We start from the raw sequence: 20,740 nt of genomic DNA on the forward strand, positions 1-20,740 counted from the left end.
ATAAGGTGTGTAGTTATGGAAGATTAAAAAAAATCAATTGAAGAAATGATAAAAGAAGAATTAATTAAAATAGTTATAAGCAATAAACTTAATAAAGATGTTAAATATAATAAGATTACTTTTCTGCTAAAAGAAAATAAAAAAGAAAAGTATTATCAAATAGAGCAATACACAGATAAACAAGTATTTCATGAAAACATAAAGTTTGATGAAATATCTTCAAAACTTTTAGAGTGTATTGAAGGAAAATATAAGCAAGTTTCTGCATGGTCAAATGACACAACATTTGATATGAAGATATCTAAAAAAGGTAAGATATTTCTAGGCAAAAAGAAAAGTAGTAATGAAAAGCTAGCTAATAAAAGTCACAACAGAGAGAAAAATTATATCTTAAAGGAAGGTATGATAATTGAACCTCTTATAGACTTAGGGGTATTTACTAGAGAAGGAAAAGTAGTTAATTCTAAGTATGATAAATATAAGCAAATAAATAGATTTGTAGAGATAATAGATGATGAAATAAAGAAAAATGATTATAAAGAGCTTACTATATTAGACTTTGGATGTGGAAAATCTTATTTAACTTTTGTACTTTATTATTACTTTGTAGAAATAAAGAAAATCAATGTAAAAATGATTGGATTAGATTTAAAGGAAGATGTAATTAAGAAGTGTAATGATATAGCTAAAAGGTACAAGTATGATAATTTACATTTTGAACTTGGAGATATAAATGGTTTTAAGTATAACAATAAGGTGGATATGGTTATAACATTACATGCGTGTGATACTGCAACGGATTATGCTTTGTATAATGCAATAAAATGGAATAGTAAGATGATATTCTCTGTTCCATGTTGCCAACATGAATTTAATAAACAAATGAAATCAGATGAGTTTTCTATATTAACTAAATATGGAATAATTCAAGAAAGAATGGCAGCTCTTATGACTGATTCTGTTAGAGCAAACCTTTTAGAAGCAATGGGATACAAAACACAGTTGTTAGAGTTTATTGATATAGCCCATTCTCCTAAAAATATATTAATTAGGGCATCTAAGAGTAAAATATCTCTTGATAAGAAGAAAGAGGCTTTAGATGAGATCAATAGATTAAATAAAGAATTTAATTTTAGTCCAACATTATATAAGTTGTTGGAAAATGACTTAAAAAACTTAAAATAATATCATAAATATTTACTATTATTATAGAAAATGTATACAGTAAAGTTATACATATTACGGGAGGGTAATAATGGTAAATATTAATAGTTGGAATAATTATGGGATTAAGAATACATTTTAATAGAATAACTATGTTTCAAGGAATAATAATGTTTGTAACCACAGCAGCAGGCGTTGGATTAACCTTAAAAGGGCTATTTGGAAGGAAAAGAAACTAATAGAAATTATTATAGGGCTATGGCAATAGGAAATTAATTTTTTCTATTGCCATAGTTCTTTTTGTACTTTAAAGAAAGTAGTGAGAGTGATAGTGTGAAAACTCCTAGATTCACTAGGAGTTTTCATTGACTTTCTAATTAGTGACTACTATAATAACTACTTGTAAGTGGTTACTAAGGTAGTTACTAGTTAGGAGGGGTAAAAAAGTGTTAGCAGAAAAATTAGTATTACGTGAAGAACGAGAAGAAGGAATAAAAGAGGGGTTAAGGGCGGCAGCTCCATTAATTATAGGATATATACCAATAGCCATGGCCTTTGGTATTTTAGGAAAAACTGCAGGAATAACATTTAGTGAGACAGTAATGTTTTCAGCCTTTGTATCAGCGGGTGCAAGCCAGTTTATGGCATTAAATCTATTTATGGCAGGGGCAGGACTTTTACAAATTATATTAACTACATTTTTGGTGAATTCTAGACACTTTCTAATGAGTGCATCCCTTTCAAGAAAGGTTAATGATAGACTTCAAAAGTGGACACCTCTTGTGGCTTTTGCAATGACTGATGAAATCTTTTCAATTGCTTCTTTTAAGAAGGAAGAACTAACGCCTAAGTTTATGTTAGGATTTGAAGGATCAACATATTTAGTATGGGTTTTAGCTACTGCTGGAGGATTTTTATTAGGTGAAGTTTTACCGCCAGTGGTTCAAGACAGTATGGGAATAGCTTTATATGCTATGTTTATAGGCATATTAATACCAGAAGGAAAAAAGAGTAGAAAATTATTAGGACTAGCTATTTTAGCTGGAATTTTAAATACAATATTATCTTCAGTTTCTTTTTTACCAGCAGGATGGAGTGTTATTATTTCAATAATATCAATATCAGCTTTAGGAGCATTTATGAAAGAGGAGGTTCAAGTTAATGAGTAAAGTTATTATTTTAATACTTGGAATGATGATAGTAACTTATCTACCAAGACTTATTCCATTTTTAATGGGAAATCAAAAGGAACTTCCAGAAAAGTTTAATAAGTTTTTGTCATATATTCCGGCAACAGCTCTTGGTGCATTAATTTTACCGGGAGTTTTTAATGCTACACCAGATAAACCAATAGCAGGAATAGTAGGAATTTTATTTGCTATTGGATATTCATGGTATAAAGGTGGTATAATATTACCAGTAATAGGAGCAATATTATCTACTTTTATTGTATTAGTGGCGTTTTAACGTAGGAGGGAACATGGGAGAGAATTTATCAGTAATTCAAGAAATGAAGTCTTTAGGACTAAGTGAGTATGAAGTTAAGGCTTATTTGAGTCTTTTGGAAAAAAATCCTCTAAATGGATATAGTTTAAGCAAGGAGTCAGGAATACCAAGGTCAAGAATTTATGAAGTTTTAGATATGCTTAAGAGTAAAGGAATGGTATTTGAACAAAGTGATGAGAAGACTACAGTTTATTATCCATTAGAACCAAAGCTTTTAATTTCAAAACTTGAAAAGAGCTTTACTCAAACTCTAAGTAGTGTTGATAAATATGTTAATAGTATTTATAACAAGAAGGAGCAAAAAAATACTCTTACTATTTTAGAGGGAAGAGAGAAGATTATTGAGGCGCTAAATTTATTGATTTCTCATGCTCAAAAGAGAATAGCTCTTTCAATATGGGAAGAGGAAGTAAAAGAAATTGAAGAAGAGTTAATTAAAGCAAAAGAAAGAGGAGTGATTATTAAGGGGATATACTTTGGAACAAGTAATACTTTTAATGAACTTACTCCTCATAGAGATATAGAAACCTATTTGCAAGAAAAAAAGGAAAGATATATGACTGTTACTATTGATGGAGAACACGCTTTGTATGGCGTAATCTCAAGAGGTGAAGATAGTAGGGTTACTTGGACTCAAGATGAAAGTTTAATTGATGTAAGTGAAGATTACATATGTCATGATCTGATGGTTAATGAATATTTCTATCAGCTTAATGAGAAAAAACAAGATGGGTATGAGAACTTTATGAATGAAGTTAGAAAAGATTATTTTGGATATAGTGATATCTAAATATAAAAAGGGGGCAAAAAATGATTTCAAAAAAGATGAATGAACTAGTTAAAAATAGTTCTGTAATTAGGGCGATGTTTGAAGAAGGAAAAAGATTATCAGCTATATATGGGGAAGAAAATGTTTTTGATTATAGCATTGGTAATCCAAATGTAGAACCACCAAATGAAATTAAGGATGCAATTCTTGAAATCCTAAATGAAGAATCTCCAAATTTAGTACATGGATATATGAACAATTCAGGTTATGAAGATGTACGAGAAGAGATTGCTAAATTTATAAATACTAAAAATAACCTTAATTTATCTTACAAGAATATAGTAATGACATGTGGTGCAGCAGGTGGACTAAATGTTATCTTAAAAACTTTATTAAACCCAGATGATGAAGTTGTAGTTCTTGCACCATACTTTGGGGAGTATGGAAATTATGTAGCTAATTTTGATGGAAAGCTTGTTGTGGTACCAGCTGAAACTAAGACATTTCAACCTAATATTGAAGGCTTAGAAAAAGCTATAACTTCTAAAACTAAGGCTGTAATAATAAATACTCCAAATAATCCAACAGGAGTTGTTTATTCAGATGAATCCTTAAAGAAGATGGCTAAGGTTTTAGAAGAAAAGGAAAAGGAACTTGGAATTAATATTTATCTTATTTCAGATGAGCCATATAAAGAAATTGTATATGATGGTGTAGAGGTGCCTTATATACTAAAGTATTATAAAAATTCTTTTATAGGATATTCTTATAGTAAGTCACTATCTCTTCCTGGTGAAAGAATAGGATATATTGTAGTAAATAGTGAAATGGATGATTTTGATGATGTAATTGCATCATTAAATGTAGCAAATAGAATACTTGGATTTGTTAATGCACCATCATTGTTCCAAAGAGTAATAGGAAAAACATTAGGTGCAGAAGTAGATGTTAATATATATAAGAAGAACAGAGATTTATTATACAATCATTTGGTAAGTTTAGGCTTTGAGTGCATTAAGCCAGAAGGGGCATTTTATTTATTCCCTAAAGCATTAATACAAGATGATAAGAAATTTGCTGAAGAAGCTAAGAAGTTTAATTTGCTTATAGTTCCAGGGTCATCCTTTGGATGCCAAGGATATTTTAGGCTTTCTTACTGTATTGGATATGATAAGATTGAAAAATCTTTGGAGGCCTTTAGTAAACTGGCGAAGCAGTTTGCTTGATGAATAATAATTTAATGAATGATGGATAATTTGTGAGGAAACTGCTTTCGCAGTTTCTTTTTTTATATAACACCCGTAAAGTGAAAAAGGAAATAATTAATATAGAAGAAAAGAGGAGAATATAATAAGTGATAATTTTTACATGGTTGAAGAAATAAGTAATAATTTTCTGGATGAAAATATCTCGGTTTTTAAGATTGAGGGAGTAACAGAGGATAAACTAAAGCAAGAATTTAATAAACCAATGTTACAAGTTTATTATTAAACAAATTTACTTGACTAAATTCTCCATATATTAGATAATTAGTATAATAAAATTATAGGATAAAGATAGTGATGAGGAAGAGTATATAAATTAAGTCTTTTAGAGAGCTAGGGGGAGGTGGAACCTAGTAGATTAGTTTATAGAAAGCAGCCTTTGAATCGCGTATTGAGAACTAAGATTAAATCTTAATGTAGATACAGACGTGTCCCTTACGTTATAAAGGAGAGGATAAGAAATTATCCTTACTGAGTGAGTAAAAATATTTTACTTATTAGGGTGGTACCGCGAATTTTAGCTTCGTCCCTTATTTGGGATTGGAGCTTTTTTTATTAAAAAAAATTATAGGAGGTATAAGTAGTGGAGGAAATTTTAGAGATATTAGAACAAAATAGTAGATATACTGATGAACAAATAGCATTGATGGCTGGAAAAAAAGTAGAAGAGGTTAGAGAAGCCATTAGGGATTATGAAGAAAAAAGTATAATAGCTGGATATACAACTCTTATAAACTGGGAAAATACAGGAAAAGAAACAGTAACAGCGCTTATTGAAGTAAAGATAACACCTCAAAGAGATGTTGGATTTGATAAAGTTGCTGAAAGAATATATAAGTTTGATCAAGTTAAGGCGTGTTATTTAATGTCTTCAGGAGGATTTGACTTAACAGTAATAGTAGAAGGAAAAACAATGAAAGAGGTAGCGCTATTTGTATCAGAAAAACTTGCATGTCAAGAAGCTGTTACAGGTACTGCAACACACTTTGTTTTAAAGAAATATAAAGATCATGGAACAATATTTAAAGAGAAGAAGATTCAAGATAGGGAGGCTATATTTGTATGATACTAGAAAATATGATTAAAGATGACGTGAAGAATATGCCACCATCTGGGATTAGAAAATATTTTGATTTGATAAATGAGATGGAAGATGTTATTTCATTGGGGGTTGGAGAACCTGATTTTGTAACACCTTGGAATGTAAGAGAAGCAGGGATATATTCTCTAGAACAAGGTCATACTCATTATTCGTCTAATGCAGGTTTTATAGAGTTAAGAGAAGAAATAGCAAACTATTTAAATAGGAGATTTGACTTAACTTATGATCCTAAGAATGAAATCATAGTAACTGTTGGGGGGAGTGAAGGAATTGATATAGCTTTAAGAGCATTAGTTGGACCTGGAGATGAAGTTATTGTCCCAGAACCAAGTTTTGTTGCTTATAAAGGGTGTACTGCATTTACAGGAGCTACTTCTAAGGTTATAAATCTGAAGGCAGAAAATAACTTTAAACTTACAGCTGAAGAGCTTGAAGAAGCAATAACAGATAAAACCAAGGTTGTTATAATTCCATTTCCTAATAATCCTACAGGAGCAGTAATGACTAGAGAGGATTTGAGACCTATAGTTGATGTTTTAAAGGATAAGGATATAATAATTCTTTCAGATGAAATTTATGCAGAGTTAACTTATGGTGAAAACCATGTGTCTATAGCAAGTTTTCCAGAAGTTAGAGAAAAAACTATACTTATAAGTGGATTCTCTAAGGCATATGCAATGACTGGATGGAGATTAGGTTATGCGTGTGGACATCCTGTTCTAATTGATGCAATGAAGAAAATTCATCAATATGCATTGATGTGTTCACCTACTACTGCACAATATGCAGCAATTGAAGCTTTAAAAAATGGTGATGAGAGTGTAGGAAAGATGGTGAGGGAATATAATAGGAGAAGAAGAGTGCTATTAGATGGATTTAGGAAGCTTGGATTAGAATGTTTTGAGCCACATGGAGCGTTCTATATGTTCCCTTGTATTAAATCTACAGGTATGACTTCTGATGAGTTCTGTGAAAAACTACTTATGAGTGAAAAAGTATTAGCAGTTCCAGGTAATGCATTTGGAGATTGTGGTGAAGGATTTATTAGGACATGCTATGCTTCCTCTATGGATAATATTATTGAAGCATTAAAGAGAATAGAAAGATTTTTAGAGAAACAAAAAAAATAAAGACAAAGGCTATATTAAAGTAAGATTTATTTTAATATAGCCTTTTTTAAATTATAGTGCCGTTGTAGAACGACAAAAATAAATTTTGGAATCTGTGGTGTAACTAAAAAAAGAGACAAGACCCTGGGGGGAACTTGTCTTAAATAAGGTTTAATTTATGAATTAATTTAGCTAATTTTATTATATGGTATTTTTTCAATTATGATAGCCTTAATTTTTATCATAAATAGTGTCTATTTTTTGCATACTACTTTAATTATATAGAAAAAAGGAGCTTTGAAAAAAGCTCCTTTAAATTATCCTAGTAGTAAAGAAACTATTAGGATTAATGTAAATGTCCAATGTAGGTTGTTTGTATATGGAATTCCAAGTTTTTGGAATGTAGTAACAGCTCTAAGTGCTTTAACAGCAAGAGGGAGAGTTATAAATACAACTAGTGTAGATAAAGGGTATAATCCATTAAAAACAAATAATAGGGATAATACATAAACTCCATAAATAAGCGACCTATACAAAATTGAACTAAATCTGCTTCCAAGTCTAACGCTTAATGTTCCTAGGCTTAGTTTAGTATCCCTTTGGAAGTCTCTCATTTCATTACTAATCATTAATGCTGGTATTATTAATGATGCTGGTAAAGCTATTAGTATAGGATATACATTTAAGTTTTGACTAAATGGGAAATATGCACCAAGAACCATTAGTGGCCCCATTAATATAAATGAAAGGGGTACTCCTAATCCCTTAGTTTTATATACAAAAGGTTCTCCTGTATAGGCATAAGCTCCTATTATTCCAACAAGTCCAATCCAAAGCATTCTTATATCTGTAAGATATATAAGAACTAGTCCAATTAATGCTGCACCAGCAAAACATGCCATAGCAAGTAAGAATACATAAATATCGAAGTAAGTTCTTTCTACACCTAAAAAATTTCTCTTTCTTCCTGAAGGTCTGTAATATCTAAAGTCACCTTCAAAATAATCATTAACAAGATTAGCTCCACCTTGAGCAAGTATTCCGGCTATAGTAATTATAGTAATAAGGAAAATATTATAGCCTAAAGAATAATTTTTCATAGAACCATCCAAATATGCTGCTATTATTCCAAGGGTTGTAGAACCAACAGCTAAAGTTAATGATAATGGTCTAAATGCTATCCAACTATCTTTTGTGAATTTCTTCAAGTAATCTTTCGTTAAATTTTTCATAATGATTCATCCTATCTCTTTAAAATAACTAGTATATTATTGCATATAATTTGTCAAATTTAAAGAGTAAATGTTTTAAATTCCTTGAATTATTAAATATACTTAAATATAATGGTAAATGGATTAAAAAAGTTTGTAGGAGGATTAACAAATGAAAAACTTAAAGAGATGGATAGTGTTGCTTATTATAACAGTATTTTCCTTAACTGTTATAGGGTGTACAAGCAAGGATGATCTATCAAAAGAAAGTGAAGAAAATAGAACCTTAAAAATAGGATTAATGCCAGCAGTGGATACTGCACCAATATTAATAGCAGAGAAAAATGGATACTTTAAGGATGCTGGAATTAATGTGGAAATAGAAATTTATTCTAATGCTCAAAACAGACAAAGTGCACTTCAAAGCTATCAAATAGATGGTGCTATGACAGATTTTATTGCGGTTGCTACAAATGTTGATGGCGGCTTTGATATAAAAGCTACTACTATGACAGATGGTATGTTCCCTGTTCTTTCTAAGGGAGATGTATCTGGTAAAAAGGATATTAAGGTTGGAATGATGGAAGTAAGCGTATCAAACTATCTTATAGATAAGTGGCTTAGTAAGGACTATAACATAGAAAAAGTATTTATAAATGAAATACCAGCAAGACTTGCAGCTATACAAAGCGGTGAGTTAGATATGGGGTTATTCCCAGAGCCAGTTGCTTCAAATGGAGAATTAAAAGGATTAAAGAAAAATTTATATGGTATGGATGATGAGTTTTCGCCAGATTGTTTAGTGTTTACAGGAAAAGCAATAGCTGAAAAAGAAAAGGCAATAAAGGCTTTCCATGAAGCTTATAATAAGGCCGTTGATGAGATAAATAAAAACCCTCAAATAGCAAGAGATATTCTTGTAGAAAAAATACCAAATACTAATCCAGAAGTTAAGGATATTATGGTATTACCAACATACAAGAAAGCAGCTATTCCAAGTGATGAATACTTACAAAGTATTATTGATTGGACATCAAAGACTTTAAATAAAGATTTAACTGTAAAACCAGAAGCTTTATTAGAAGGAAAGTTTGTAAAATAGAATGATTAATATAACTGATTTAACAGTAAGGTATAAAGAAGAAGTAGCAATAGATAGGATTAATTTATCTATTGAAAAAGGAAAGTCTTATGCCATTATAGGAGAATCAGGATGTGGAAAAACAACCCTGCTATTTACTATGGCAGGGCTTATTTCTAATTATGAGGGAAAATTAGAAATAGGGGGAAACACATCTTTAATACTTCAAAATTTAGGTCTTTTTAATTGGTTTACAGTAGAAAAAAATATAGAGCTTGGCTTAAATAATATAAAGCTGGCCAAGGAAGAAAAGAAAGAGTTAGTTAATAGAATTCTTAAGGAATTGGGGTTATATCAATATAAAAATAAATATCCAAAAGAATTAAGTGGTGGACAGAAACAGAGAGTTGCAATAGGAAGAACTCTTATAAGTAACCCTGAAATTTTGCTTTTAGATGAAGCAACATCTGCATTGGATTCTATAAATAAGGAAAAGATACAAGATTTACTTTTAGATATAAAGAAAACTAGGAACAGTACAATGGTATTAGTTACTCATAGTATTGAAGAAGCAGTATTTTTAGGGGAAGAAATTGTTGTTATGAAAAAAGGAAAAATTCATAGAATAATTTCTAATAGGTATTTTGGGGATAAAGATATAAGATGTAAAAAAGAGTATATAGAAGTATGCAGTAAGGTGAGGGAGGAATTATATGATTAAAAAGATTATACCACCTTTATATGGTATAGCTATGGTTCTTATATTATGGTGGGGATTAAGTTTTGCAATAGGTTCCAATATGGTTCCAACACCATATGATACCCTTAAAGAGCTTGTTGAATTGTTTCAACAGGATTTTTTATTTCATATAATATACAGTTTTTATAGAATAATATCTTCCGTAACAATGTCCTTACTTATAGGAATACCAGTAGGAATTCTGTTAGGTGTAAATAAATATATAGATAAAATAGTGTCGCCTATTACTTATTTACTTTATCCCATACCTAAAATAGCATTTCTTCCTATTTTTATGGTGGTGTTTGGAATAGGGGATAAATCAAAAATTATTCTTATGATTACCATAATAATATTTCAAATAATAATTGTAACAAAAGATGGAGTAAAAGAAATAGATAAGGATATATTAATATCGGCAAAGGTAATGCATTTTAATTGGATAGATATGATTATTAAGGTTATTTTACCAGCAATATTGCCAAAGGTTTTTTCAGCTTTAAGAGTTAGTATTGGAATAGCTATTTCTGCATTATTTTTTAGTGAAAATTATGCAACTAGATATGGGTTAGGATATTTTATAATGAATTCTTGGTCTATGGTTGATTACAAGGGAATGTTTGCAGGAGTTTTGGCATTAAGCATTATGTCTTTAATAATATTTAAAATTATTGATTATTTAGAGAAGAAAATATGCCTTTGGAATAGCTAGAAATTGACATTGACATAAAAAGTGAGAGAAGTTATCATATAAAAGTTAAAAACAGGGTTGAATAATTATTTACTTTTGCACTATTAAACGAACTAGGAGGACGCACTAATGAGACAATTTTCAGAAAAACTAGCAGAAATACTAGGACCTATAGCAAACAAATTTTCGTCAAATAGATATCTAGCTGCTATTAGGGATGGTTTTATAACTGTAATGCCACTTGTAATTATAGCTTCATTTTTTGTTTTAATTAACAATGTAGTTTTAGATTCAACAAATGGTTTATTAGGTAACTTAGGAAACTTTGATACTTATAAGGATATAGGAGTAAGTGTTTATAATGGAACTTTAGGATTTTTATCAATATTTTTAGCATTTGGAGTTGCTTACAAGCTTGCTAACCATTATGATATGGATGGAATAGGAACAGGATTTGTAGGTGTTGCATCAACTGTGGCATTAATGCCAGGAGCTATAACAGTAGGTGGAGAAACTGTAGGAGCTTTCTCAAGTACATTTACATCTCCAACAGGATTATTTGTTGCAATTATAGCTTCAATATTATCAACTGAGCTTTTAAGATTATTCCAAAAATCTAATGCTTTAAAGATAAGTATGCCAGATTCAGTACCACCAACAGTATCTAAGAGCTTTAATTTACTAATTCCAGCTACATTTACACTAACTATATTTGGATTAATTTCGTTTTTAACTATAAAGTTTACAGGTATTGATGTATATGAAATTATAACTAATGTTATTCAAACACCAATTAAAGCAGTATTCCAAGGACTACCGGGTATAATAATTGTTGTTATACTTCAAGGCTTGTTATGGAGCTTTGGGTTACATGGAGCTTTCGTATTAAGCCCAATTACAGAACCTACATTACTTACTGCTATTGATGAAAATATAAAGGCTTTAGAAGCTAATCAAGTTATACCAAACATAGTTACTAAACCATTCTTAGATGTATTTGTAAATATGGGTGGAGTTGGAATGACAATAGGGTTAGTAATAGCTTTATTAATATTTAGTAGGAAAGAATCTGATAGAGCAATATCTAAGTTAGCTTTTGCTCCTGCTTGCTTCAATATTAATGAACCATTAATGTTTGGATTACCAGTTGTATTAAATCCAATTTACACATTACCATTAGTAATAGTACCAGTTATATGTTTAGTTATTGCTTATCTAGCAACATCAGCAGGAATTATAGCTAAGACAGTAGTTATGGTTCCATGGACTACACCACCAGTAATTTCAGCATTCTTAGCTACAGGTGGAGACTGGAAAGCAGCTGTGCTTGCAATATTATTAATTGTATTATCAGTTATTTTATATATGCCGTTCGTAATCGCTGCAAATAAGATGAAGGATGAATATTAAAATATCTATATTAGGAACTATATCATAATTTGATATAGTTCCTTACTTTTAGTATACCATTAACATTATTTTTAAATTATCTAACTTAAATTTTAAAGTATCGTATGAAAACATTTAAATTTTAAGTATTTGTCAAAAAAAATCTAAATGTGTATAAAGTGAATATTTTTATGCTATAATGTTCGCATATAATAAATATGCTCGTATATCATCGGAAATAGGGTCCGAAAGTTTCTACCTGCTAACCGTAAATTAGCAGACTACGGGGTGAGATTGGTTAAGAAAAATATTTAACTGGAATTTCTACACCTCAAATTGTAATTAATTTGAGGTGCTTATTATTTTTTATTAATCTTCCACTAATACGTATAAACGAGCTATTGATAAAAATACATTTAGATGGGAGATAAAACATAATGGAAAAAAACAGACAAGCAGTTGGTAGCGATGAACTATTATATGGAATAAATGATAAGCCAAAGTTAGCTACTCAAATCTTATTAGGGTTTCAAAATATATTTGCAGCTTTTGGAGGAATAATAGCAGTACCACTTGTGATTTCAAGTGCTTTAGGACTTGATGGAGCAACATCTACAGCTGTTTTAAGTGCAACAATATTAGCATCTGGTATAGCAACAATAATTCAATCAAAAGGTATAGGAAGAATAGGAGCGAGAGTTCCATGTATAATGGGTACAGATTTTACATTTGTTTCTCCAGCAATTACAGTGGGTTCGGTGGCTGGATTACCAGGAATAATTGGTGCAACTATTTTAGGATCAATTGTAGAAGTAGTACTAAGCTTTTTTATTAAACCTTTAATGAAGCTTTTTCCACCATTAGTTACAGGAACAGTTGTATGTTTAATTGGTTTAACTTTAATACCAGTATCTATGGATTGGGCTGCAGGAGGAGTAGGAGCTGCAGATTATGGTAGTTTAAGAAATGTTGTAATAGCAATGACAGTTTTAGTAATAACATTACTTTTAAATAGATATGGAAAAGGAATGGTAAGTACAGCTTCGGTTCTTATTGGTATGGTTGTTGGATATATTATTTGTATTCCATTTGGCATGGTTGATTTTTCTTTAGTAAATGAAGCAAAGTGGTTTGCACTTCCTAACATATTTGAATATGGAGTAAACTTTGACTTTAAAAATGTTATTGCATTTATACCAGCTTATATAGTAACAACTATTGAAACAGTAGGATGTTTAGCAACTATATGTCAAGTATCAAAGATTAAAGCGGATGATAAGATAATTGGTAGAGGAGTTTTATCTGATGGTATTGGAAGTGCTATGGCAGGTGTATTAGGTACTTTCCCTAATACAACATTCAGTCAAAATGTAGGGCTTATACCTCTTACAAGAAATGCTAGTCGCTCGGTGGCAATAATGGCTGGTATACTATTAGTAGGCTTAGGATTCTTCCCTAAATTTGCAGCATTAATTAATATTATGCCTCAACCTGTATTAGGGGGAGTTGGTATAGTAATGTTTGGTACAATAGCAGCTGCTGGTATAAGAACATTAAGCACAGTTGAAATAAATAATAGAAATTTATTAATTATTGCTACATCAATTGGATTAGGATTGGGTGTAACATTCCGTCCTGATTTTATAGCTAATTTACCAGAAGGATTAAGAATGATATTTGCATCAGGAATATCTACTGGAACAATAGTAGCACTTGTTTTAAATAAGGTATTAAAAGAGGATAAAAAAGTTATAGAGGAGAATATAGAAGATGGAGAAGTTGCATAATAAGATTTTATCAGAAGGTAGAGCTTTAAATGAAAGTGTACTAAAGGTTGATTCATTTTTAAATCATGGAGTTGACGCTAAATTAATGTACGAAATAGGTACATGCTTTAGAGAATATTTTAATAGCAAAGGAATTACAAAGATATTTACTATTGAAAGCTCTGGAATTGCACCAGCAGTTATGACTGCATTGCAAATGAATTTACCAATGGTAACCCTAAAAAAACAAACATCTAAAATATTAAATGGAGAAGTTTATCAAACAACAGTACATTCATTTACAAAGGGGAGTGACTATGAGTTAACTCTTTCAAAGAAGTACATAAGTGAAAATGATAATGTCCTTATAATAGATGATTTTTTGGCTAATGGTGAGGCAGCTTTAGGGGCTATAAGATTAGTAGAGGAAGCGGGAGCTAAAGTTGGTGGAATTGGTATTGTAATAGAAAAGTCTTTCCAACCAGGAAGAAAAATGCTTGATGATAAAGGGTATGATGTGTATTCTTTAGCTAGAATCAAGAAATTAGGAAAAGACTTAATAGAATTCTTATAGGGTAGAAAAAGATAATAAATATAAGATAGAAGCTCTGCTAATTGATAGAGCTTCTTTTTTGTAATCAAGATTATAAATATAAATAGGAGGCAAGGTGTATCACCTAACTATATTATCAATTATATGTAAATTACTTTTGTTACCATAATCTTGTTGTACATAATATAAATTAAGAGATATAATAAAAGTGAATATTTTGGAAATCTTATAGGGAGGTAATATAGGTGAATATTAAAGTATTAAAGGACAGATATGCTATATGCAGATTAGAATCTGAGGATATGGTTCCTTTATGGGTAGACACAAAGAATTTTATTTCTATTACAAGAACAGAGGATGAGCTTAGTATTGTATGTATAGATAAGAATATTCCAAATGAGATAAAGAGTGAAAAAGGGTGGAGGGTGTTAAAAGTAGAAGGACCTTTAGATTTTTCACTAATAGGTATACTATCAGAGATAAGTGGTATATTAGCTAAAGAAAAAATAAGTATATTTGTGGTATCTACATTTGATACAGATTATATACTAGTAAAAGAAGAAAACTTTGAAAAGAGTATAAAAGTTTTATCGGATAATAATATAAATATTATTTAAATGAAGATCACAGAAATGTGATTTTTATTTTTGAGGATATGTTTATAGATAATTAAAATAATAATTATTGTAAATAATTAAGAAAATAACTATAATATTATATGAATTAAAATTCAGAAAAAGAGGGATATGTATGAAGAAAACAAATGATTTAGGAAAAGGTAATATTGGTAAGCTGCTAATATCCTTAGCTGCTCCAGCTATAGTTGCCCAATTAGTTAATGTTCTATATAACATTGTAGATAGAATATTCATTGGTAGAATGGATAATGGAGAATTAGCTATGGCAGGTGTAGGGGTAGCATTTCCAATTCTTATGCTTATTTCAGCATTTAGTGCTTTAATTGGGATGGGAGGAGCACCACTTTGTGCTATAAAAATGGGAGAAAAAAATAATGACGAAGCAGAAAAGATTATGAGTAATAGTTTTTCTATGCTTCTTATCATAGCAGTTATATTGACTACAGGATTCCTTATATTTAAAGAACCTATTTTATGGGCATTTGGTGCAAGCGAAGCCACTATAGGATATGCATTAGATTACTTATCTATTTATGTTCTTGGAACAATTTTTGTACAAATTGCTTTAGGTATGAACTCATATATTAATACACAAGGATTTGCTAAAATTGGTATGATGACTGTAGTAATAGGTGCAGTAATAAATATTGTTCTTGATCCTATATTCATATTTGTATTTGATCTTGGAGTTAAGGGGGCTGAATTAGCAACCGTTGCAGGGCAAATGGTATCTGCTTTATGGGTATTAAAGTTCCTGTTTGGAAAGCAAAGTATATTAAAAATAAGAAAAAAGTACATGGTTCCAGATTTAAAAGTTGTAGGAGCTACTATGGCATTAGGAGTATCTCCATTTATAATGCAATCAACTGAAAGTTTAGTGCTTATATCGTTAAATACAAGGCTATCTATGTTTGGTGGAGACCTTGCAGTAGGTGCAATGACTATTATGAGTAGTATAATGCAAATAGTTGTTATGCCACTTCAAGGGTTAGCTCAAGGGGCTCAACCAATAATAAGTTACAATTATGGAGCTAAGCAGATGGATAGGGTTAAGAAAACTTTTAAATTAACACTAATAAGTTGTTTAAGTTTTACAGTAATTATGTGTTCATTATTAATGTTATTCCCTAACCTTTTTGTATCTATATTTAACAATGAGCCAGAGCTTGTAGCAATTACTACATGGGCAATAAGAATTTATTTCTTGGGAATATTTGTATTTGGTGCACAAATAGCTTGTCAACAAACATTCTTAGCCTTAGGGCAAGCAAAGATATCTTTATTCTTAGCTTTATTAAGAAAGGTAGTTTTATTAGTTCCTTTAATATATATACTACCAAACTTATTCCAAGATAAGTTAATGGGAGTACTTGTTGCGGAACCTATAGCGGATATAATAGCAACATTAACTACAGTTACTTGTTTTATGGTATTTTATAAAAAGAAATTTAAAGACGTTGATAAAACAGAATAAGAAATTTATAAAAAATATTTAATAAAAAAAGAGCAGAGAAATATATTTCCTGCTCTTTTTGCTATCCTTAAAAAAGGGGTGATACGTATAACATAATATCATTAATAAAGTTTAATTGCAATGTTTAAGTAGGTATGTATAATAATGTAATAATTAAAGAAAAGAGTAGAATTAACACTAATAAACTCAGATTGTATTCAAGTAAAATTTACACTGTAATTACTTTATGCAATAATATGAAAATGTGATTTCTGAGAAAAAATTATTTTAGTGAGGTAAGGTATGAAAATAGGATTTGATCATGTAAAATATTTAGAAGAACAATCAAAGTATATTTTAGAGAGAGTTAATAATTATGATAAGCTTTATTTAGAGTTTGGTGGAAAACTTATGTTTGATAAACATGCTGCAAGAGTTTTACCAGGCTTTGATGAAAATGCAAAAATAAAGTTATTACATAAATTAAGAGAAAAAGTTGAAGTTGTAATATGTGTATATGCTGGAGATATTGAAAGAAATAAGATAAGAGGGGACTTTGGTATAACATATGACATGGATGTTCTTAGACTTATTGATGACTTAAGAGCATATGATTTAGATGTAAATAGTGTTGTTATTACTAGATTTAATGACCAACCTGCAACTACAGTATTTATAAACAAGCTTGAAAGAAGAGGAATTAAGGTTTATAAACATAGAGCAACTAAAGGGTATCCAACAGATGTAGATACTATAGTAAGTGATGAAGGATATGGTAAGAATCCATATATTGAAACTACAAAACCAATAGTTGTAGTAACAGCACCAGGACCAGGAAGTGGAAAACTTGCTACATGTTTAAGTCAGCTATATCACGAGTTTAAAAGAGGCAATACAGCAGGATACTCTAAATTTGAAACATTCCCAGTATGGAATGTTCCTTTAAAACATCCTTTAAATATAGCATATGAAGCTGCTACAGTTGATTTAAAAGACGTAAATATGATTGATTCATTCCACATGGATGCATATGGTGAAGTAGCTGTTAACTATAATAGAGATATAGAAACATTCCCAGTATTAAAGAGAATAATTGAAAAGATAACAGGTAAAGAGTCGATTTATAAATCACCAACAGATATGGGTGTTAATAGAGTTGGATTTGGTATTATTGATGATGAAGTAGTTAAAGAAGCTTCAAATCAAGAAATTATAAGCAGATACTTTAAAACTGGCTGTGAATATAAGAAAGGTTATGTTGATAAGGAAACTTACGATAGAGCTAAACTTATAATGGAAGAAGTTAATCTTAAGGAAACTGATAGAAGAGTTGTTGTTCCTGCAAGAGAAAAGTCAGCTAAATTGAAGCTTATGGCTGGAGAAAATGAGATTTGCCCAGCAGTAGCTTTAGAATTACACGATGGAACTATAGTAACAGGTAAGAGTTCATCATTGATGGATGCAGCAGCAGCAGCAACTATAAATGCTATTAAACATTTAGCTAAGATTGCTGATGATATATTCTTAATTTCACCAGTTATATTAGAGCCTATTAAAAATTTAAAGGGAAATACTTTGAAGGAAAGAAATGTTGCGTTAAGTTGCCAAGAGGTACTTATGGCGTTAAGTATATCAGCAGCAACAAATCCTACAGCACAAGTTGCAATGAGTAAGCTTAGTGAATTAAGAGGGTGTCAAGCTCACTCTACAACAATACTTTCAAGAAGTGATGACCAAACATTTGGTAAGTTAGGTATAGATGTTACATGTGATGCTGAATATCCAAGTGCAAATTTATTTGATAATAACTAAGAAGCTGCCAATGGCAGCTTCTATTATTATAAATACATAAATATAAATTTTTATATTTATATATTTATATATTTATATGTTTATATATTTTGGAATTAAATATTGTGAATAGAAGAGGGCCTGTATTACAAATAATATCATTGAGTAAAGTTGTTAAGAATAATAGAGGAGAGTGATATTATGGCTAAGGCAGGTATGAGAAGACCAGACGTTAATGAGCCTCATGGAACAGAAAGTAATCATAAACAAAGATACGGTAAAGGAGATCCTGTTGTTCCAGAGATACAAGGAAAAGCTAAGACAGGAAATAAAAAAGCAGGACCTATTTAATAATTAGAAAATACCAGGTTATAAACCTGGTATTTGAATTTTGTAAGTATTTTTTCTATCTTCTAATTTAAATTCATAAGTTAAAACTAAATCATTAATATTAGTAACTGGAAAGAAAATTATATCAGAGGTATAGGGACCATTAGTATAATTTTCTTTAGTGAAGTAAGAAAAAAATAATTCATCTGTTCCAGGTGCTATTGAAAATGCGGAATTACATTCTGCTATTATCTTTAAGTTAGAATTATTTATTATTTTTCTTTTAATATTAGAGGTATCTACAGCTTTAGAATTATTCAATGAAATTTGATATTTATCAAATTTTATAGGATTATGAATCCAAAGGTAGGAGAAAAATATATTATATTTTTCTTGGCTCACCATCTCTTTAGATATTACTAAAACTATATCTCTATCTTCTTGTGAAGCTTCAACTATATTTTTGTTTTTAATTTTATAATTATAATATTTTGTTTCTATATTTTTATTATTAGTATTTTCAGATACATAATTAAGATAGTTTATGTTCCAATCATGGAATGAAATATTATAAAATGGTTTAGATTTAAAAAATATAAATACTAAAATGAAAATAATAGGAATTAATAAAATAAAATATTTTCTTTTATTCTTAGGCTCAATAATAATTGATTTATTATAATCTTTTTTCATGTAATTCTCCCAAATAAAATATGTTAATTAGATTTTAACAGAAAAGCCATAATATAAAAAGTCTTATGTATTTTGATTGTCAAACAAAAATGATATAATGTTATTATATTACTTTTTGGGAGGTTACATATGAAATACAAAGTTTTAAAGAAACAAAATGTAGGAAAAATGTGTTTTGTTTGTGGAACAGAGAATAATTTAGGATTAAAAACAGACTTTTATGAATTAGAGAATGGAGAATTAGTAGGTATATGTAAATTTAAAGAGGGGCACCAAAGCTTCCCGGGAAGAGGACATGGAGGTGTGTCAGCTGCTTTATTAGATGAAACTATAGGAAGGGCAGCTGCAATTAATAATCCTGATTTATGGGGAGTAACAATAGAACTATCAACAAAGTATAGAAAACCAGTACCGTTAGAAGGAGAAATAAAGATAGTTGGAAGAATAACCAAAGAAACTAATAGAATGTTTGAAGGAACAGGAGAAATTATATTACCTAATGGAGATGTTGCAGTAACTGCAAAGGGAAGGTATATAAAAATGCCTATTGAAAAAATAGCTAATTTTGATACAAACGAGGAGACTAGTGAAGAATGGTTTCCTAATTTAAAAGATAACGATCCAACTGAAATTGAATTATAAATTAAAGAGAGGGTAATACCTCTCTTCCTTACCTTAAGTGTAAATATCCACCACTTTTTTATTCAAATTTATATAACCCAATAGAGTCTAGAAAACTTTTATCTATTATTGGAGTATCATCCATTTGATGATCTTCCTTATATTTTCTGACTGATAATTCTAAAGGATATCCATAAATACCATCTACAGTACCAGAATAATAATTCAAATATTTTAAAGTCCTTTGAACATAGTAAACATCAGTACCTTTATCATTTGGTTTTATATCTCTAGCATAAGGTGAAAATAGCCAACTAGGACCGCTATAAATAATAACAGGTGTGTCATAGTTAACTGCATAGAAAACCTCCTTTATATTTTCATTAAACATTCTTATGCAGCCATTAGATGCTAAGCTACCAATTGATCCTGGATTGCTAGTGCCATGTATTCCAAAAGTATCCCAAGGAGCATTTAGGCCTAACCAGTATCCACCAAAGGGACCATCCTTTAAAGCTTTACTAGTTATTCTCCAATTACCTATTGGAGATGGAGTTTCTTTTTTTCCTATAGCAACTGGATATTTTTTTACTAATATCTTTGTTTCTTTATCAAGTAGTGAAAGTGATAACTCATTAATGTCTATAAAGATTATATAGTCTTTATTTTCTAGAGTAGTATCGTAGGCATAAATGTAAGATGGCATAAATAAAGTTATAAAAATAATTACTAAACAACAAAATATTTTAAATTTCATATAATCACCTTTTTATATTTATATATATATAAGATTAGAAAAAATGTAAAAAAATATACAGTGGAAAATAATTGTTAACGTAAACATATTGTGTTATTCTAAAAGAGAGATA

21 protein-coding genes, 1 riboswitch and 1 other annotated feature are annotated in these 20,740 nt (G+C 29.8%); of the genes, 18 read left to right on the forward strand and 3 right to left on the reverse strand.

Features of this window, described 5'->3' with window-relative positions; translation table 11 throughout:
- Nucleotides 1–45 precede the first annotated feature (45 nt).
- The 7 genes from DR024_RS07235 to DR024_RS07265 all read left to right on the forward strand — a co-directional run bounded on the left by DR024_RS07235 (nt 46) and on the right by DR024_RS07265 (nt 6,936).
- The gene (locus DR024_RS07235) at nt 46–1,185 is read left to right on the forward strand and encodes a class I SAM-dependent methyltransferase (protein WP_111918424.1); all 1,140 of its coding nucleotides are present in this window, start codon (nt 46–48) and stop codon (nt 1,183–1,185) included.
- A 425-nt stretch (nt 1,186–1,610) separates the two neighbouring features.
- On the forward strand, nt 1,611–2,333 hold the full coding sequence (locus tag DR024_RS07240) for an AzlC family ABC transporter permease (protein WP_034866934.1): 723 nt from the start codon (nt 1,611–1,613) through the stop codon (nt 2,331–2,333).
- A complete protein-coding gene (locus DR024_RS07245; RefSeq protein WP_027099291.1) occupies nt 2,326–2,631 on the forward strand; it encodes an AzlD domain-containing protein in 306 nt (101 codons plus the stop codon). The genes DR024_RS07240 and DR024_RS07245 overlap by 8 nt, the downstream gene beginning before the upstream one ends.
- A gap of 13 nt (nt 2,632–2,644) precedes the next feature.
- Nucleotides 2,645–3,460, forward strand: coding sequence for a TrmB family transcriptional regulator (locus DR024_RS07250; protein WP_027099292.1), 816 nt, complete (start codon nt 2,645–2,647; stop codon nt 3,458–3,460).
- A gap of 20 nt (nt 3,461–3,480) precedes the next feature.
- Nucleotides 3,481–4,665, forward strand: a complete 1,185-nt coding sequence (locus DR024_RS07255; RefSeq protein ID WP_027099293.1) for a pyridoxal phosphate-dependent aminotransferase — start codon at nt 3,481–3,483, stop codon at nt 4,663–4,665.
- Between the two features lie 324 nt (nt 4,666–4,989).
- Nucleotides 4,990–5,238 (forward strand) — a binding site (T-box leader).
- A 49-nt stretch (nt 5,239–5,287) separates the two neighbouring features.
- Entirely contained in the window at nt 5,288–5,770 is a 483-nt protein-coding gene (locus tag DR024_RS07260; protein ID WP_055185099.1) for an Lrp/AsnC family transcriptional regulator, read from the forward strand.
- Nucleotides 5,767–6,936 carry an aminotransferase class I/II-fold pyridoxal phosphate-dependent enzyme gene (locus tag DR024_RS07265; protein WP_027099294.1) on the forward strand — a complete coding sequence of 390 codons (1,170 nt, stop codon included), beginning with the start codon at nt 5,767–5,769 and terminating at the stop codon, nt 6,934–6,936. Before DR024_RS07260 ends, DR024_RS07265 begins: the two co-directional genes overlap by 4 nt.
- Before the next feature lie 296 nt (nt 6,937–7,232).
- Here the strand turns inward: DR024_RS07265 and DR024_RS07270 are convergent, their stop codons facing one another.
- The gene (locus tag DR024_RS07270; RefSeq protein ID WP_034866936.1) at nt 7,233–8,147 is read right to left on the reverse strand and encodes a prenyltransferase; all 915 of its coding nucleotides are present in this window, start codon (nt 8,145–8,147) and stop codon (nt 7,233–7,235) included.
- Between the two features lie 151 nt (nt 8,148–8,298).
- Here DR024_RS07270 and DR024_RS07275 point away from each other — a divergent pair, with 151 nt between their 5' ends.
- From DR024_RS07275 to DR024_RS17665, 10 genes are all read left to right on the forward strand, one after another.
- A complete protein-coding gene (locus tag DR024_RS07275) occupies nt 8,299–9,228 on the forward strand; it encodes an ABC transporter substrate-binding protein (protein ID WP_027099296.1) in 930 nt (309 codons plus the stop codon).
- 1 nt (nt 9,229) lies between these two features.
- Nucleotides 9,230–9,928, forward strand: coding sequence for an ABC transporter ATP-binding protein (locus DR024_RS07280; RefSeq protein WP_027099297.1), 699 nt, complete (start codon nt 9,230–9,232; stop codon nt 9,926–9,928).
- The gene (locus DR024_RS07285) at nt 9,921–10,658 is read left to right on the forward strand and encodes an ABC transporter permease (protein WP_027099298.1); all 738 of its coding nucleotides are present in this window, start codon (nt 9,921–9,923) and stop codon (nt 10,656–10,658) included. Before DR024_RS07280 ends, DR024_RS07285 begins: the two co-directional genes overlap by 8 nt.
- A 108-nt stretch (nt 10,659–10,766) precedes the next feature.
- Nucleotides 10,767–12,047, forward strand: coding sequence for a PTS sugar transporter subunit IIC (locus tag DR024_RS07290; RefSeq protein WP_034866939.1), 1,281 nt, complete (start codon nt 10,767–10,769; stop codon nt 12,045–12,047).
- A 181-nt stretch (nt 12,048–12,228) separates the two neighbouring features.
- A riboswitch (purine riboswitch) is annotated at nt 12,229–12,330 on the forward strand.
- Nucleotides 12,331–12,463: 133 nt separating this feature from the next.
- Complete coding sequence (locus tag DR024_RS07295; protein ID WP_027099300.1) at nt 12,464–13,813, forward strand: uracil-xanthine permease family protein; 1,350 nt, start codon at nt 12,464–12,466, stop codon at nt 13,811–13,813.
- Nucleotides 13,797–14,366, forward strand: coding sequence for a xanthine phosphoribosyltransferase (locus DR024_RS07300; protein ID WP_027099301.1), 570 nt, complete (start codon nt 13,797–13,799; stop codon nt 14,364–14,366). Before DR024_RS07295 ends, DR024_RS07300 begins: the two co-directional genes overlap by 17 nt.
- A 224-nt stretch (nt 14,367–14,590) precedes the next feature.
- Nucleotides 14,591–14,962: an ACT domain-containing protein gene (locus tag DR024_RS07305; protein ID WP_027099302.1), complete on the forward strand. Its 372-nt coding sequence runs from the start codon at nt 14,591–14,593 to the stop codon at nt 14,960–14,962.
- 133 nt (nt 14,963–15,095) lie between these two features.
- Complete coding sequence (locus tag DR024_RS07310; RefSeq protein WP_111918426.1) at nt 15,096–16,457, forward strand: MATE family efflux transporter; 1,362 nt, start codon at nt 15,096–15,098, stop codon at nt 16,455–16,457.
- Nucleotides 16,458–16,739: 282 nt separating this feature from the next.
- Nucleotides 16,740–18,248: a DUF1846 domain-containing protein gene (locus DR024_RS07315; RefSeq protein ID WP_027099304.1), complete on the forward strand. Its 1,509-nt coding sequence runs from the start codon at nt 16,740–16,742 to the stop codon at nt 18,246–18,248.
- A gap of 180 nt (nt 18,249–18,428) precedes the next feature.
- A complete protein-coding gene (locus tag DR024_RS17665) occupies nt 18,429–18,578 on the forward strand; it encodes a hypothetical protein (RefSeq protein ID WP_165438814.1) in 150 nt (49 codons plus the stop codon).
- 18 nt (nt 18,579–18,596) lie between these two features.
- Here DR024_RS17665 and DR024_RS07320 read toward each other — a convergent pair whose 3' ends face one another.
- Nucleotides 18,597–19,250, reverse strand: coding sequence for a hypothetical protein (locus DR024_RS07320; protein WP_027099305.1), 654 nt, complete (start codon nt 19,248–19,250; stop codon nt 18,597–18,599).
- Between the two features lie 129 nt (nt 19,251–19,379).
- On the opposite strand from DR024_RS07320, the gene DR024_RS07325 reads away from it, so the two are divergent.
- Nucleotides 19,380–19,892 carry a PaaI family thioesterase gene (locus DR024_RS07325; RefSeq protein WP_034866943.1) on the forward strand — a complete coding sequence of 171 codons (513 nt, stop codon included), beginning with the start codon at nt 19,380–19,382 and terminating at the stop codon, nt 19,890–19,892.
- A 58-nt stretch (nt 19,893–19,950) separates the two neighbouring features.
- Here DR024_RS07325 and DR024_RS07330 read toward each other — a convergent pair whose 3' ends face one another.
- On the reverse strand, nt 19,951–20,628 hold the full coding sequence (locus DR024_RS07330; protein WP_027099306.1) for a L,D-transpeptidase family protein: 678 nt from the start codon (nt 20,626–20,628) through the stop codon (nt 19,951–19,953).
- Nucleotides 20,629–20,740: the final 112 nt, after the last annotated feature.

It is taken from the genome of Clostridium paraputrificum (genome assembly GCF_900447045.1).
Classification (GTDB): domain Bacteria; phylum Bacillota; class Clostridia; order Clostridiales; family Clostridiaceae; genus Clostridium; species Clostridium paraputrificum.